Here is a 16,209-nt window from a genome sequence, read left to right on the forward strand (position 1 = left end):
GGTGAAGGCGGTCCTGAATCGATTATCGTCTCACGGCCAACCATAGACGTATGGGGCAGCAGGGTTAGAACGAAGCTGGATTATAACCCTGAAGATCTTCTCCGGGCATGGAACTTATTTGTAAAGGCAATACCGGAATTGCAGGCGAGCGATGGCTTTCAATATGACCTTGTTGACATAACACGGCAAGTACTTGCCAATTATGCAACCCCCCTTCAACAGAAATGGGTACTGGCATATTTGCAACATGATACCGTTAGTTACGATGAGTATACCAATAAATTTCTTGATTTAATGAACGACATGGATGAATTACTAAATACCCGGAAAGACTTTTTGCTGGGTAAATGGATAGAGGATGCACGGTCAAACGGTATTACCGAAAGTGAAAAGGACTTATATGAATTGAACGCAAGGGATATCGTAACACTCTGGGGCGATAAAGAAAGCGGGCTTCATGAATACAGCAACCGCCAATGGGCGGGATTAATTAAAGGGTTTTACAAACCGCGCTGGGAAGAGTTTTTTGTTTATATGAGACAAAAGATGATTAATGGCGACAGAATGGAAACTGCCGATTTTGAAAAATCAATTAAAGAATGGGAATGGCAATGGGTAAATGCACATGACGTTTATTCAGCAACACCTGCAGGTAATACAATTGAAGTAGTTAATAAGATATTTGAAAAATATGAACCTGAAATACGCGGGGAAAATAAATAGCGGTGGAGGAACAGGAAGTCTTATATCAGGAGCCAATTACTTATCAAAATAAAGTAACTTAAAAATCGGATAACATAACACAGTACCTGTATTGCAAATATTGAATCTGCAATAATTTTTTAAAAAATATAAACTTAAATGATGAAGTGCACCACGGGAATTCAACGAATTATATTATCATTTCGATCAAAAGAATTACTCAGGTTATTTGCAGTCATTACTACATTTATTCCATTTTCATCAAATGCACAGACCTCACCAGTCCCTGTTGGGCCCGTGCCTGATGCCAGGCAAATTGAGTGGTACCACCGGGAAATAATTGCTTTTTTTCATTTCGGCATGAACACATTTACAGACGTTAATGAAGGTAATGGCAGGGCGGGCACACAATACTTTAATCCATCGGCATTAGATTGTAATCAATGGGTTCACGTATTAAAAAATGCCGGAATCACTACCGCTATTTTTGTCGCAAAACACGCTGATGGCTTTTGCAACTGGCCTTCGGCTCATACTGATTATTCCGTAAAAAATTGTCCGTGGAAAAATGGCAAGGGTGATGTTGTTAAGGAATTTACAGATGCCTGCAAGTTGGCGGGAATTAAAGCAGGCTTATATCTCGGCCCTTATGACCGACATGACTTCAGGTACGGCACACCAGCTTACAGCGATTATTACGCCAACCAACTATCAGAACTTTTACGAAACTATGGTCCCGTTTGGGAGATATGGTGGGACGGAGCTGGCGCTGATCAATTGCCGGAAACTTTTTACACCCGATGGGCGGACACGGTTCGAAAGCTACAGCCCAACTGTGTTATTTTCGGAACGAAGAACTCTTACAAATTTGCTGATTGCCGCTGGGTTGGAAACGAATCGGGAATAGCAGGTGATCCCTGTTGGTCAACTATTAATCCTTTATCAATCCGGGACGAGCCTGAACATATTTACGAACTGAATCATGGCGAAACTAACGGTACCGCTTACGTGCCGGCAGAAGTTGACGTATCCATTCGCCCAAGTTGGTTCTATCATGCGGATGAGGACTCGCAGGTAAAAAGTGTTAAAACTTTGTGGGATCTTTATTTTAATTCAGTTGGACATAATAGTGTTTTACTGTTGAATTTTCCGCCAAACAAACAGGGATTAGTTTCTCCAATCGATGCCCGCAGAACTGATAGCCTGCGTAAATTGATTGATGGTACATTTGAAAATAATCTTGCGGGCGGCGCTACCATAAAGTCGCTGCATCCCCGCGGACCAAATTATAAACTTTCCAATTTGGTAGACAAATCTGAAAAAACGTATTATGCTACCAGGGACGCTTTTACAACTGATACGATAACATTTAACCTTGGTGCAGTAAAAACTTTTGATGTGCTGATGTTACAGGAAGTGATAGAACTTGGTCATCGCACTACCGGTTGGTCTGTTGATTATTCACCGAATGGCAAAACCTGGATTCCAATTAAAGAAGCGACGGGGAAACAATCTATCGGTTATAAATGGCTCGTGAAATTTGCGCCGGTTTCGGCCAGGAAGATACGGCTAAGGATTACTAACGGTAAAGCATGTGTGGCGATTCATACATTTGGTATTTATAAACAACCGGCTTTTTTTTAAGTCGCTGGCCCGTTGGGTACATTGGTGCTTGCCATTTGTTATATGTCGCTTTGCTGGTTGGTAGGTTTCAGGTTAGATAAAGAAGATTTATCCTAAAATTTAAGACGAGCTTCGTCCCCTCTGCTGAGCCTGTCGAATGACAGTGATGGGGGTTGGAATGAAATTATGAAAATAGCCATCGCGATATTTATTTCCAGCATTTTCATTTGCAATGATGTTAACGCACAGGAGTATGATGTATTATCTTATGTAAACCCCTTTATTGGCACATCTACCAGTGACGTATATACGAAATGGGGTAATGAGGGAGGTTGTTATCCCGGTGCTGTGGCTCCTTCAGGTTTTATTCAATTAACGCCGCAGACAAGAAACAATGGCTATGACTATAAGGATAGTTCAATTCTTTATTTTAGTTGCCTCAATCATTCAAGCGGATTTCCCGGTGGTTCTTCCGGGGATTTGTACCTGATGCCGCTGAATGAGCCAGATCAACCAAAGCCTTTGCTTACCAGCCGGCCCTTTAGTCATAAAGATGAAAATGCTGAACCCGGTTACTATCGTGTTGCTCTAAACGATGATCATACATTGGTTGAGGCGACGACATCAATTTATAATGGAATTTTCAGGATTACTTTTCCAAAGGGTGTAGTGCCGAAAATATTTATTGGTGATGCGGGACTCATAACATTTCACGCCAACAACTGCTTATTTGGAACGAAAAATGATGCAGTAATAAAATTCAATCGATCGTATAACAGTATACAACAACTAACGGAAGGGGTTATCCTAACGTTTCCGGCAGCAGCTGCACGACCAACCGTACTGTTAATCCGCTTAAGCACATCACATATTGGAACAGCCAACTCTTTGAAAAATCTTAAGACAGAAAGCAAAAAGTCTTTCGATGAAATTAAAAACAGCACAAGAACCTTATGGAAAAAATATCTTTCAGTAGTTGATGTGGACGATTATAATATCATCAATAAACAAAAATTTTATACTGCATTATATCATTCATTATTGGTTCCATGGATTATCTCTGATGCTGACGGAAATTATAGAGGAGCCGACGGATTAATTCATAAGACAAAGGGGCATTACGAGTATGGGAAATTTTCTCCCTGGGATACTTACCGTTCCCTGCATCCAATGCTGAGTCTTTTATATCCTGAAAAGCAGGCAGATATTATGTTGTCTATAATGGACATTTACAATCAATCAGGCCATTTACCTACTGAATCTATGACGGGTAACCATACTATAGATATTCTTGTGGATGCGTATCTGAAAGGTTTTAAACTTATTGATAGTCTTGATCTATACCAGGCGATGAAGAAGCAAATTATTACGGGCCCATTTATTCAAAAGGATATGACGGGGTATCTTACTAACGGATACATTTCTTCGGCCCACCCGGAGTCTGTCACCAGAACTGTTGAATATGCTTATGATGATTGGGTTCTTGCTCAATTCGCTAAAAAAATTATGAATGATAAGTTAGATTATGATTCCCTGGAAGTTTTGAGTAATTCCTATAAAAATCTTTTCTACGCAGACAGCATGTTTTTGTTACCACGGGATGAAAATGAATTTTTGAAAAACCCGGGTACCATTGGTTATAAAGAAGGAGATAAGTGGGTCTATTCCTATTCTGTCCCTTTTGATGCAAGAGTCCTCGTAAATTATTTTGGCGGTGACGAACAGTTTGCCTCGCGGTTGAACAACGCTTTAAGCAATCAACAGATAATTTTCGATAATGAAACCGTTTTTCATGTGCCGTATCTTTTCAATTTTTCGCATCGTGAGGATCTTACCCAAAGATGGATAAGACGAATTATTGATAAAAGATTCTCCACTACTCCTGGAGGCCTTCCGGGCAATGATGATCTTGGCGCTACTTCAAGCTGGCTGGTATTAAGCGCATTGGGTATCTACCCGTTTTGCCCGGGAACGCCAGACTACACAATTGGTTCGCCACTATTTTCTTCGGTAACACTTCATCTTGCTAACAACAAAACATTTCGCATAAAAAGCCTGCATGCAGGTGCTGGCAATTATTATGTGCAGTCATTAAAATTGAATAATCAACCATTCAGGCGATTATCGATATCAGATGCTGCTGTTATGAAAGGTGGTGAAATGGTTTTTAAGATGACCGGTAATTCAACAAATGCATGGTTTGATAAAAAACTACCTGACGTGTTTAGTGAAACAAAGGAACATCCTGCATTTGAAATGTCAGATTATAAATTGTCAGCAAAGCAAGTATTTCCGAACGATAGTTTTTGGCTCCGCTTTTCTATAAAAAATAAAGGAGCGGCAGGAACTAAAGTTGTAAAGTTGATGATTGATGGCAACGAATATAATTTTAAAAATTGTTTTGTTAATAAAGATGCTGTTATTGTAGACTCTATAAAAATGAAATTATATAAGATTGGAACAACCGGGATAACTATAGATCGAGAAGTGGTTGCGCAGCTATTTGTTTTAAAACCTCCTTATCCATATCCGCTGCATCCCGACATTTCTTCTCTAACGGTAACGCCTATAGTAAAATTAGGTAATAGCGCAATTGTCTCTTTTTCAGCACAAAATATTGGCGGTGACAGGCGTACGTTTTTCATCCCGGTGCAACTAAATAAAAAGATTATTGCAACAGATACCGTGGAACTCTTGCCGGGAGAAATCAAAACGATAAGCAATACTATTCAATCAAAAAAAACCGGCTTGCAGGAAATTGAAATATTTAAAAATAACAGTAAGATTAAAATTTACAACAATTATAAAGATGCAGAAATTCTTCAGTTGCAGTTAGTTGCGCCAGGGATAAAAGACAATACAGTTGAGGATAGATCGGGATTTGGAAATAACGGTGCCGTCCACATTGACGAAAATGTTGCGCAAACGGATTCGTTGCTTTTAAATGAAAACTGTTATGTGGATGTTCCCAATTCTTACACTTTAGATCATATGGATTCGACTATCACCGTCATGGCTTGGATGTACCCTAAGTCGGTTTCAAATGGGTTAACCGACATAATTACCAAAGGTGACAATCACGTTTTACAATTGGTGAATGGCAAACAACTTACTTTTTTTGCAGGAGGCTGGGGCAGGGGTGCTTGCACGGTCGGCCTGCCAGGAGATTGGTTAAACCATTGGCATCATATTGCCGGCGTTTGCGACGGAAGAAACCTGGAGGTTTATATTGACGGAATGCTGAAAGGCGCCACTCACTTACAGGAAGCGGTCAATCTTTCCAATACCAATAAATGGATCATTGGGAGAAATGAAGAGTTTCCGATGCAACGGATTTTTACCGGATACATTAATCATGTAAAAATATTTGCCTTGCCCCTAAATCAAAATGAAATTGAAGCGGAGATGAAATGATGTAACCACGCATTCAATAACATTGTTATTTGGCTTATTAAATTGTTCTGCGTCTATTGCCGGGGAGGCTTATTTCTGCGGACTCTATTTCCCATGAGAATAAGCACTAGTAAAAATTTGCAAGGGGGCGATCTTAAAACCTGAGGGGTTGGAATAAATTCAGTTTCCAAAAAAAATCTCCAAAATATACCTTTCTGTATTGTCTTTCCGAATGAATGTTATACTTTCCGTTTGGAAGTTAAAATCTGCTTTTAGATTTTACATTTTTGTTGCTATGGATAGGAATACAACTACTCGTGGCTGTTAGTTACAGGTCGCCTGTCAAAAAAATAATCTCAGTATGAATTAATTTGCTTTATGAAGCTTATGCAAATGAATCAATCTCCTTTAGCGCTGGCCCGGCATCCATTATCAATTCTCGCAAGTTTTTACAATTATCCATTCAAACCAATATTTCATGAACAAATTATTTAAACTTATTTCACTTTCAATACCGTGTTTCCTATTCGTTCAACTGCACGCTCAAAATAAAACCAGGGTTAATTTCGACAAGGGCTGGAAATTTAAACTCGACAGTGTTCAATCCTACAACGAGCCGGGCATCAATGATGCAGACTGGCGAAAACTCAATCTTCCCCACGACTGGAGCATCGAAGGAACATTTAGTAAGGACAATCCTGCAACGCCGGGCGGAGGTGCATTGCCGGGAGGAATTGGCTGGTACAGAAAATCGTTTACTGTGCCCGTTAGTAAAAAAGATGATGTCGTTTTAATTGATTTTGATGGTGTTTATATGAATAGTGAAGTATGGATCAATGGTCATTATTTGGGCAACAGGCCCAGCGGTTATATTTCGTTTCAATATGATCTCACGCCGTACCTTAAGTATAGCACTGAAAAAAACGTGATTGCTGTAAAAGTTGACAACTCGAAACAACCCAATTCACGCTGGTACAGCGGATCGGGCATTTACAGAAATGTGTGGTTGACGACAGTAAATAAAGTGCATGTTGATCATTGGGGAACTTTCATTGCAACGCCAGAGGTTTCTAATCAATCAGCAACTATTGATATTTCTACCAATATCAAAAACCAGTATACAACTAATAAATCCGTCGTTGTAAATACAATTCTATTGGATGCAGCCAACAAACAGGTAGCAAAGGTTTCCTCACACTTAAATGTTGATGGAACAGGCGCATCTGCTAATGCTATGACTAATCCTGTAAAGCAAACTGCGTTAATCAGAAACCCCTCTCTATGGTCTATTGAAAGGCCTGTCCTTTATAAAGCAATTACTCAGTTGCAGGTCGATGGCAAAGTCGTAGATACTTACGAGACTGCATTTGGCATCCGTTACTTTAATTTCGATGTTAACAAGGGATTCTTTTTAAATGGAAAGCATGTAAAAATTGTTGGCGTTTGCGACCATCACGATCTCGGAACTTTAGGATCGGCCGTAAATACAAGAGCATTGCAGCGCCAGTTGGAACTATTAAAAGCAATGGGTTGCAATGGTATCCGCACTTCTCATAACCCGCCTGCGCCGGAGTTGTTGGATTTAGCAGACAGGATGGGTTTCGTAATAATGGATGAAGCATTTGATATGTGGGCCGAACAAAAAAATCCTTATGACTATCATTTGTATTGGAACGAATGGCACAAAAAAGATTTGCAGGACCAGGTGCTTCGGGATAGGAATCATCCATCTGTTTTTATCTGGAGCGTTGGGAATGAAATTGGAGAACAGGGCGGAGATGCGGCCAAAGGTGATACGTCAGGGCGTGTAATAGCGAGAGAACTGGTAGGCATTGTGAAGGCGTTAGACACTTCGAGAGAAATTGTAACCGCTAACAACAACACCGGGCCTCACAACAATATTGTTTTATCGGGTGCCTTCGATTTAGTCGGTTTTAATTATAACCACAATGCGTGGGAAAAGTTTCATGAAATATGGCCCGGCAAAAAAATGATTGTTACCGAAAGTACTTCGGCTCTTGAAACACGTGGCCATTATGATCTCCTGCCTTTCGATTCAATCCGTCGATGGCCTAAGAGATGGGATATTCCTTTTGAAAATCCAAATGGCGGTTACACAGTTTCGGCATACGATAATGTAAGTACCCCCTGGGGCTCCACACACGAAGAAAGTATAAAAGCTTTGCTTAAAAGTGATCACGTATCCGGCATGTATATTTGGACGGGCTTTGATTATTTGGGCGAGCCAACACCTTATTCTTGGCCCGCTCGCAGTTCTTACTTTGGTATCATTGACCTTGCAGGTTTTCCTAAAGACGTTTATTATTTATACCAAAGTGTATTTACAAAAAAACCTGTTTTACATATTTACCCACATTGGAATTGGAAGAAAGGTGATACGGTGGATGTGGTGGCTTACTATAATAATGCCGATAAAGTTGAACTTTATTTGAATGGAAAATCATTGGGAATAAAAAGTAAATCTGGCGACGATTTGCATGTGTTATGGCATGTGCCGTACGAGCCGGGAACACTGAAAGCAATATCCAGGAAAAATGGTAAAGTTGTTTTAACCAGCGAAGTGCGGACCGCAGGCAAAGCAGCTAAAATTATTTTGAAAGCCGACAGATCTTTGATACACGCAGATGGCAATGATCTTTCATTTATAACAGCAACGATAGTTGATAAAGATGGCGTAACGGTTCCCGATGCTGGTAACCTGGTGCATTTTAAAGTAAGTGGTGCAGGTTTTATTGCTGGAGTTGATAGCGGTGATCCGGTAAGTCATGAACCGTTTAAAGCTGACAAGCATACGGCATTAAACGGGCTTGCACTGGCAATCCTTCAATCAGATGGTAACAAGGGAAAGATAACGCTCACCGCATTTGCCGATGGTTTGACATCTTCAAGTATATTAATTGAAGCAAAATAAATGACCTTTATATTTTAATAGAAACATTACCGTTAAAAAAAAATTATTAAATCTTTAAAACCAAATTCATGCCTTCGAACTTTCTTGAAAAACTTTTAGTATTTGCTTTGTTGGTTTGGAGCAATTGCCTTTCAGCACAAATGCAGCCGCTCATTAACGAACCGGTTGACATTAGTCCTGAATTTAGAAATTTTGCCAACGTCTATTTCCTGGCAGATAGCCTGAATGATTTCAATCCGTCATCCGTCTCCGGTAACATTGAATTTCAACGCAACCGCTATGGTAGACGAATGGCGTTTGACAACGAATTGGCGTTCCTGCATCCGGACGGTGGTAATGTGTTTCCTGAAGCGGAATACCCGGTAAATCCCATTCTGCCATTTTCAATTCAATTTATATCTCCGCGTACATTGAGGCTTCGCGTAAAGTCAGCAACCGACATGAAAGAAGAAAAGGATAGTCTGATGCTTGTAAAAGATCCTGTTTCTGATAACGCCGATTGGAAATATTCAAAAATTGATGGTGGCTATCAATACACCAGTGCGTTTGGTTCTGTAAGAATTCTTGCCTATCCGTGGCACATTGAAATAAGAGATGCCGACGGAAAATTATTAACATCCACCTTCCATGCAAAAGACAATGCCGGAACCTATACTCCGGTAATGCCTTTTTCTTTCGTGGAAAGTTCCATTAATATGTCGAAGAGTTTTGCCGCTTCATTTACGCTTTCTCCCGACGAAAAAATATTCGGATGTGGTGAAAGTTTTACCAAATTGGATAAACGTGGGCAGAAGATTGTGTTATGGACAGACGATGCCAATGGTGTTCAAAACCCGACTATGTACAAGCCGATCCCTTTTTTTATGAGCAGCAACGGCTACGGTATGTTTATGCATACCACTACACCCATTACCTGCGACTTCGGCGTATCGTTTAATAGTGTTAACACCATGATGATTGGGGATGACCAACTCGATCTTTTCATTTTTTTAGGATCGCCTAAAGAGATATTAAATGAATACACGAACCTTACCGGGAAGTCACCAATGCCGCCACTTTGGAGCTTTGGTCTTTGGATGAGTCGTATTACGTACTCTTCTGAAAAACAGGTAAGAGATGTATCAGCCAAACTCATCGAAAACAGGATACCCTGCGATGTGATTCACCTGGATGTTGGCTGGTTTGAAACAGACTGGAGAACCGACTATAAATTTTCGACTACCCGTTTCAGTGATCCCGCCAAAATGATCAGTGATCTTAAGAAAGTTGGTCATAGAATTTCACTTTGGCAATTACCTTATTTTGTTCCAAAGAATCGTTTATATCCTGAAATAATGGGTAAGGGTTTGTATGTAAGGGATGCCAATGGTGATTCGCCTTACAAGGATGCGATACTTGATTTCTCTAATCCGGCAACAATAACATGGTACCAAAGTCAATTGGACACCTTATTGAAAATGGGTGTAAGCGCTATCAAAGTTGACTTCGGAGAAGCAGCGCCGCCGTATGGTTTATATCACTCCGGCAAGACCGGTTTTTACGAACACAATTTGTACCCGCTTCGCTACAATAAAACAGTTGCGGACATTACGAAAAAAGTGACTGGTGACAATATTATATGGGCAAGGTCCGCATGGGCGGGCAGCCAACGTTATCCTGTGCATTGGGGTGGCGACGCTGAAAATACGTCCAATGCTATGCTGGCAACATTGCACGGAGGTTTATCATTTGGGCTTTCCGGCTTTTCTTTCTGGAGCCACGACATGGGAGGTTTTGTTTTGAAGACACCGGAAGAATTGTACAGGAGATGGACGCCTTTTGGTTTCTTAACATCGCATACACGAAGTCATGGTGCACCGCCTAAAGAACCATGGGAATACAGTAAATCATTTTTAAATGAATACCGGCTAAGCGACGAAATGAAATATAAGTTGATGCCTTACGTATACGCACAAGCGAAGCAATGCACTGAGAAAGGATTACCCATGGTAAGGGCATTATTTGTGGAATATCCCGATGATCCAGGTGCATGGCAGGTAGAAGATGAATACTTATTTGGATCAGATATCCTGGTGGCGCCTTTTTTCCAGGACAGTGTTTATGAAAGAGATGTTTATTTGCCCGGTGGCAAGTGGATCAACTTTCAAAGCGGTGAAGTGTATAACAAGGGATGGAACCATATAAAAGGTGGAAAGATAGCCTGCGCAATATTGGTGAGGGATGGAGCAGCCATACCAAAAATAAGACTGGCGCAATCAACACAGGATATGGATTGGAAAAATATTGAATGGGTTGTTTATAGCACTGATAAAAAAGCTGCTACGGGGCTTATTTGTTTACCATCTGATAATGTGTTGCATGCAGTTTCCGTAGAGAATAACCGCCTTGCAAATGATCCTTACAGCGGTGCCGTAAAATGGAATATTCATTCCTATAAAAGCAAATAATTGAGTATGAGAAGGGTCTTATTAAATTTCTTTTCATTATTTCTGATCGTAAATATATTTACTAACGGCAAGCTGTATGCGCAGTATCAATACCCTTTTCAGAATCCAAGACTTGATGTCGAAAAAAGAATTGACAATATCATCTCTTTACTCACGCTTGATGAAAAAATATCCTGCCTTGGAACCAATCCGACTATTCCACGGTTGGGAATAAAAGGTTCAGGACAAATTGAAGGCTTGCATGGAGTTGCCTTAGGCGGGCCGGGCAATTGGGGAAGACGGAAGTTGGTTACCACCACTACTTTTCCTCAATCATATGGACTTGGTGAAACCTGGGATACTGCTTTAATAAGAAAGGTAGCAGCGACCGAAGCTTACGAAGCGAGATACATTTTTCAAAGTGAGAAATATAAAACGGGAGGTTTAGTAATCCGGGCGCCAAATGCAGATATTGGCCGCGATCCTCGCTGGGGCCGGACCGAAGAATGTTATGGTGAAGATGCCTGGTTCAATGGCTGCATGGTGCAGGCTTATGTGAAAGGATTGCAGGGGAACGATCCTAAATATTGGATGACTGCTTCGTTGATGAAGCACTTTTTGGCTAACAGCAATGAAGATAACCGCGTGCGGTCTTCTTCAGATTTTGATGAGCGTTTGTTTCGTGAATATTATTCGCTCCCTTTCAAAATGGGTATAGATGCTGGCTCGCGTGCTTTCATGGCATCGTATAATAGTTACAATGGCATACCGATGATGGTGAGTCCGGTGTTAAAAGATATTGCCGTAAAAGAATGGGGACAGAATGGAATTATATGCACTGACGGCGGGGCATTGGGCTTACTTTGGAAGGCACATAAATATTATCCGGACAGTGCGTGGGCGGCAGCAGCTGCGGTAAAAGCGGGTATCAATCAATTTCTTGACAGGTATCTTAATCCGATTAAAAGTGCCTTGCATGACGGACTTCTAAAAGAAAGTGAAATAGATGAAGTGATTCGCGGCGACTTCAGGGTAATGATAAAACTAGGTTTGTTGGATCCGCCTGAAATAGTTCCCTATGCGTCTATCAAAGATGGGGAAGAACCATGGCTTGGCTCAAAAAATAAAGAGTTTGTAAAAGATGTTACCCGGAAATCAATTGTGTTACTAAAGAATGAAAACAATTTTCTTCCTCTTGATAAAAATAAAATTAAGTCTGTTGCGGTAATTGGACCTTATGCCAACCAGGTTTTATTGGATTGGTATAGTGGCACACCACCATATGCTGTTTCACTTTTGCAGGGAATTAAAAATAAATTAGGCGATAATGTTGCTGTTCAATGGACAACGGGAAAAAATGAAGATAGTGTACAAGCATTGGCGGCTTCGTCCGACTATGTCATTATGGTTGTTGGTAACCATCCCTGGTGTAATGCCCCCTGGGATCAGTGCCCGGTGCCAAGTGATGGACGAGAAGATGTTGATAGAAAAACAATTTACCTCGAACAGGAAGATTTGATTAAAGAAGTTTATCGAATCAATCCTAAAACTATCGTCGTATTAATTGCTAATTTTCCTTATGCGATAACATGGACGAAACACAATATGCCCGCCATCATTCAATTGGCACACAACAGCCAGGAAGAAGGAACAGCAATAGCAGATGTGTTGTTTGGAGACTATAATCCGGGTGGCCGATTGACGCAAACATGGCCTCTGTCAATGGATCAACTTCCGCCTATGATGGACTATAATATTCGTGATGGCCGTACCTATATGTATTTTAAGGGCGAACCTTTATATCCGTTTGGCTATGGTTTAAGTTATACAACTTTTAAATATTCTAATTTTAAATTGAACAGTAAGGTTATAAAATCAAATGGAGAAGCACAAGTAACCTTTGATATAACCAATACGGGTACACGAACTGGTGATGAGGTAGCACAATTATATATACAACATTTGAATTCTGTCGTTGCCCGTCCAAAAAAAGAATTGAAAGCTTTTAAACGTATTACGTTACAGCCAGGCGAAAAGAAAACCATTCAGTTAAAATTTAAGGCTGCTGATTTAGAATACTGGGATGAAAATCTGCATCGTTATATACTGGAAAATGACCATATCAAAGTCATGTTAGGAACGTCTTCAGCCGATTTTAAGTTCCAGGACAATATGGTTGTCAGCGATTAGCAGGTCCATCGAAAAGATAACATTGCAAAATAATTTCTTTTCTTATTTTCACTGCCTGTTTTTTGTTTTCGAAACAAGCTTCCCTCAAAATTTTACGGCGAATAAATTGATAAATATTTTGCGATGAAAAAGATTATCGTGCTTTTTAATGGAATAAATGCTCCCTGGCATTTAACGACTTTTGCTTTAAATATTGCCAAGCAAAATGAGGCCGAAATACATGCCCTATTTTTAAAGGATGAGACAACGGGCTATATTTTTCCGAGCGACATAGCGTCGGTGCAACAAGAGCTTTCACCAAAAGAGGAGAGGCCCGACAACGATACACTGGAAGAAAAAAATATACAATTGTTCAAAACTTTCTGCGACGAAGAAAATGTTCAATGTTCTTTTGAGAAGGAAGTTTCTTTGAAAAGATTGATTGATTTAAGTTCGGAAGCAGGTTGCATCGTTACTGATTCGCGTGACGATTTCAGAAAATATTCTCTCAAAGATATCCTCGGGGAAGTTAAATGTCCAATATGCCTGATATCGGCCAATGCAACTAAGATTAAAGCCTCCATTCTCTTATACGATGGAAGCGATGATGCTTTGCTCGCGATTAAAACCTATAGTAACCTTTTTCCGAAATTTTGTAAGAAAAAAGCTTACCTGGTGACTATTAATGAAAAGGAAAAAATAAAAAAGAAGCACCGGGCAGCGGTTTCTCAAAAACTTGAAAAAAGATTTTCTGATCTTGAAGTGATCTCACTTACAGGAAAGCTTGAAAAGAAACTACTTGAATTTCTCGACGATCATACAGAAAATGCGATGGTAGTTATGGGTGCTTATGGGCGCAGTGCTATTTCCCTTTTATTTAAACCCAGCCTTTCGAATGTAGTGCTTAACCAAACGAGAACTTCATTGTTTATAACGCATGGTTAACCGGGAGTTGTGATAATCTATATACCTAACTTTTACCTGCGTTAATTCTAATGTCAGCCATATCAATGGAAGAATGGCTTTCATTGTAGACGCAGGTTCCGTTTTGTATAATCAATACCTGTGGAGATTCATGTCGAACATGGAAATCGTGGGCGATCCTGTTGGAAATATTTCTGTGGTTGATAATGTCGAGAAAATAGAAATCGATCCCTTCCGGAGATTCATTTCTGTCAAGCCTGTTTCGAGCCATACTGCTGACAGCACAGCGGGTGCTGTGTTTAAATATCACTTGTGGTGTATGCGAGGATTTTTTTTTTATATCTTCAAGTTGCTCCTCATTAAGTAATGGAATCCAGTTCATCGAGAAAAAATCGGTGCAATATTTTAAAATCAGTGGATGATATTTTGTGTCATCGGGCATCCCGTTCTACGCGAACTACTGCACGATGCAAAGCTTACTACAATTGCACCTGCCAAAGCAAAAACGATAATCAATTTTTTCATAACGATAATTTAGGTTAAAACTTTATTTTGCACCCGTTTGCAAACTTAAATCTAACTTTTTTAAGTTGCTAATCAAAAAAACGAATTATATTTCAATCTATTGTTAAAGTCGCTTAAAAACATTTTTTACCATTCATGCGCATCCATTTTATAGCGATTGGCGGTAGCGTTATGCACCAGCTTGCAATTGCGCTTCATCGCAAAGGTTACCAGGTAACGGGCAGCGATGATGAAATTTTTGAACCCGCATCAACAAATCTTGAAAAAGAAGGAATTATGCCGGTTCAAGCAGGCTGGCATCCCGAAAATATTGGGCCTGGTATTGATGCCGTCATTCTTGGGATGCACGCCAAAGATGATAACCCCGAAATAAAAAAGGCGAGAGAAATAGGGCTGGAAATATTTTCATTTCCGGAATATATTTATAAAGAAAGCAAGAATAAAAAAAGGGTGGCAATTGGAGGCAGTCATGGCAAAACTACTACCACCGCTATGATTATGCATGTACTCCGGGATTCTGAAACTGATTTTGATTACATGGTGGGTGCCCGGTTGGATGGATTTGATCAAAGTGTGCAAATTACCGAAGCACCACTAATCGTATGTGAAGCTGATGAGTACCCCGCAAGTGTTATAGAAAAACGTCCAAAGTTTCATTTTCTTTTTCCACATATAGCAGTAATAACCGGCATCGCATGGGATCATATTAATGTATTTCCGACATTTGAGTTTTACCTTGAGCAGTTTAAAATTTTTATTAATAAAATTGAGAAGGAAGGCGTTTTAATCTATAATGAAACTGATAGCGTTTTAAAAAAATTAGTTGATGAAAATAAGAGGAATGATGTAAGATATCTGCCTTATCATTTGCCAGGCCATACAATTGAAGAGGGTATTACAAGTGTAATGATTGGAAAAGAGATAGCCCAATTAAAAATTTTTGGAAACCATAATCTTTTAAATTTGCAGGCGGCTTACAATGTTTGTAAAGAACTTGGTATAAATGATGTTGATTTTGCAAAGGCAATTGCCGGATTTACGGGAGCGGCAAAAAGGCTTGAAATACTTGTTCAAAATAAAGAGTATAATATTTATCGGGATTTTGCCCATGCACCGAGTAAGGTAACGGCAAGCATAAACGCAGTTAAGCAACAATTTCCCCGGAGAAAACTGGTGGCCATATTGGAATTACATACCTTCAGCAGCCTTAACGCAGATTTTATGCACGAGTATGCGGGAGCTATGGATAATGCCGACGAAGCAATTGTCTTTTACAGCAGGCATGCTTTAGAACTAAAACGGATGCCGATGCTTGATCCACAAATTGTGAAGGCCGGATTTAATAAAGCAAACCTTGAAGTGATAACTGTAAAAGAAGAACTTGAGAAGAAACTAAGTAGCATTAACGCGAAAAATGTCAATTTTCTTTTTATGAGCAGCGGCAACTTCGACGGAATCGATATTCTGCAGCTTATTGAGAAAACATAACCGGCACTGGATTTGGAGTATCAGTTG

The 16,209-nt window shown here is 40.0% G+C and carries 9 protein-coding genes; 8 read left to right on the plus strand and 1 reads right to left on the minus strand.

Annotated features, from left to right (window positions below):
* From ACO1O5_RS05910 to ACO1O5_RS05940, 7 genes are all read left to right on the plus strand, one after another.
* Positions 1-723, plus strand: a 723-nt coding sequence (locus ACO1O5_RS05910) for an alpha-N-acetylglucosaminidase C-terminal domain-containing protein (RefSeq protein WP_486268914.1), incomplete at its 5' end; no start/stop codon positions are given.
* 138 nt (positions 724-861) lie between these two features.
* Entirely contained in the window at positions 862-2,346 is a 1,485-nt protein-coding gene (locus tag ACO1O5_RS05915) for an alpha-L-fucosidase (protein WP_486268915.1), read from the plus strand.
* Positions 2,347-2,511: 165 nt separating this feature from the next.
* Positions 2,512-5,739, plus strand: a complete 3,228-nt coding sequence (locus tag ACO1O5_RS05920; protein ID WP_486268916.1) for a GH92 family glycosyl hydrolase — start codon at positions 2,512-2,514, stop codon at positions 5,737-5,739.
* A 457-nt stretch (positions 5,740-6,196) separates the two neighbouring features.
* Entirely contained in the window at positions 6,197-8,650 is a 2,454-nt protein-coding gene (gene galB / locus ACO1O5_RS05925) for a beta-galactosidase GalB (RefSeq protein ID WP_486268917.1), read from the plus strand.
* Positions 8,651-8,718: 68 nt separating this feature from the next.
* Positions 8,719-11,097 carry a glycoside hydrolase family 31 protein gene (locus ACO1O5_RS05930; RefSeq protein WP_486268918.1) on the plus strand — a complete coding sequence of 793 codons (2,379 nt, stop codon included), beginning with the start codon at positions 8,719-8,721 and terminating at the stop codon, positions 11,095-11,097.
* A 6-nt stretch (positions 11,098-11,103) separates the two neighbouring features.
* The gene (locus ACO1O5_RS05935) at positions 11,104-13,266 is read left to right on the plus strand and encodes a glycoside hydrolase family 3 C-terminal domain-containing protein (protein WP_486268919.1); all 2,163 of its coding nucleotides are present in this window, start codon (positions 11,104-11,106) and stop codon (positions 13,264-13,266) included.
* 123 nt (positions 13,267-13,389) lie between these two features.
* Complete coding sequence (locus ACO1O5_RS05940) at positions 13,390-14,190, plus strand: hypothetical protein (protein WP_486268920.1); 801 nt, start codon at positions 13,390-13,392, stop codon at positions 14,188-14,190.
* Between the two features lie 25 nt (positions 14,191-14,215).
* Here the strand turns inward: ACO1O5_RS05940 and ytxJ are convergent, their stop codons facing one another.
* The gene (gene ytxJ, locus ACO1O5_RS05945) at positions 14,216-14,551 is read right to left on the minus strand and encodes a bacillithiol system redox-active protein YtxJ (protein WP_486268921.1); all 336 of its coding nucleotides are present in this window, start codon (positions 14,549-14,551) and stop codon (positions 14,216-14,218) included.
* A gap of 278 nt (positions 14,552-14,829) precedes the next feature.
* Here ytxJ and ACO1O5_RS05950 point away from each other — a divergent pair, with 278 nt between their 5' ends.
* The gene (locus ACO1O5_RS05950) at positions 14,830-16,182 is read left to right on the plus strand and encodes a UDP-N-acetylmuramate--L-alanine ligase (protein WP_486268922.1); all 1,353 of its coding nucleotides are present in this window, start codon (positions 14,830-14,832) and stop codon (positions 16,180-16,182) included.
* Positions 16,183-16,209: the final 27 nt, after the last annotated feature.

Source organism: Ginsengibacter sp. (assembly GCF_057362405.1).

What these genes read in the sequence shown, in the direction of transcription:
- ACO1O5_RS05915 (WP_486268915.1), top strand. Translation starts at nt 862, where the DNA reads ATGATGAAGTGCACCACGGGAATTCAACGAATTATATTATCATTTCGA.
- ACO1O5_RS05920 (WP_486268916.1), top strand. Translation starts at nt 2,512, where the DNA reads ATGAAAATAGCCATCGCGATATTTATTTCCAGCATTTTCATTTGCAAT.
- galB (WP_486268917.1), top strand. Translation starts at nt 6,197, where the DNA reads ATGAACAAATTATTTAAACTTATTTCACTTTCAATACCGTGTTTCCTA.
- ACO1O5_RS05930 (WP_486268918.1), top strand. Translation starts at nt 8,719, where the DNA reads ATGCCTTCGAACTTTCTTGAAAAACTTTTAGTATTTGCTTTGTTGGTT.
- ACO1O5_RS05935 (WP_486268919.1), top strand. Translation starts at nt 11,104, where the DNA reads ATGAGAAGGGTCTTATTAAATTTCTTTTCATTATTTCTGATCGTAAAT.
- ACO1O5_RS05940 (WP_486268920.1), top strand. Translation starts at nt 13,390, where the DNA reads ATGAAAAAGATTATCGTGCTTTTTAATGGAATAAATGCTCCCTGGCAT.
- ytxJ (WP_486268921.1), bottom strand. Translation starts at nt 14,551, where the DNA reads ATGAACTGGATTCCATTACTTAATGAGGAGCAACTTGAAGATATAAAA.
- ACO1O5_RS05950 (WP_486268922.1), top strand. Translation starts at nt 14,830, where the DNA reads ATGCGCATCCATTTTATAGCGATTGGCGGTAGCGTTATGCACCAGCTT.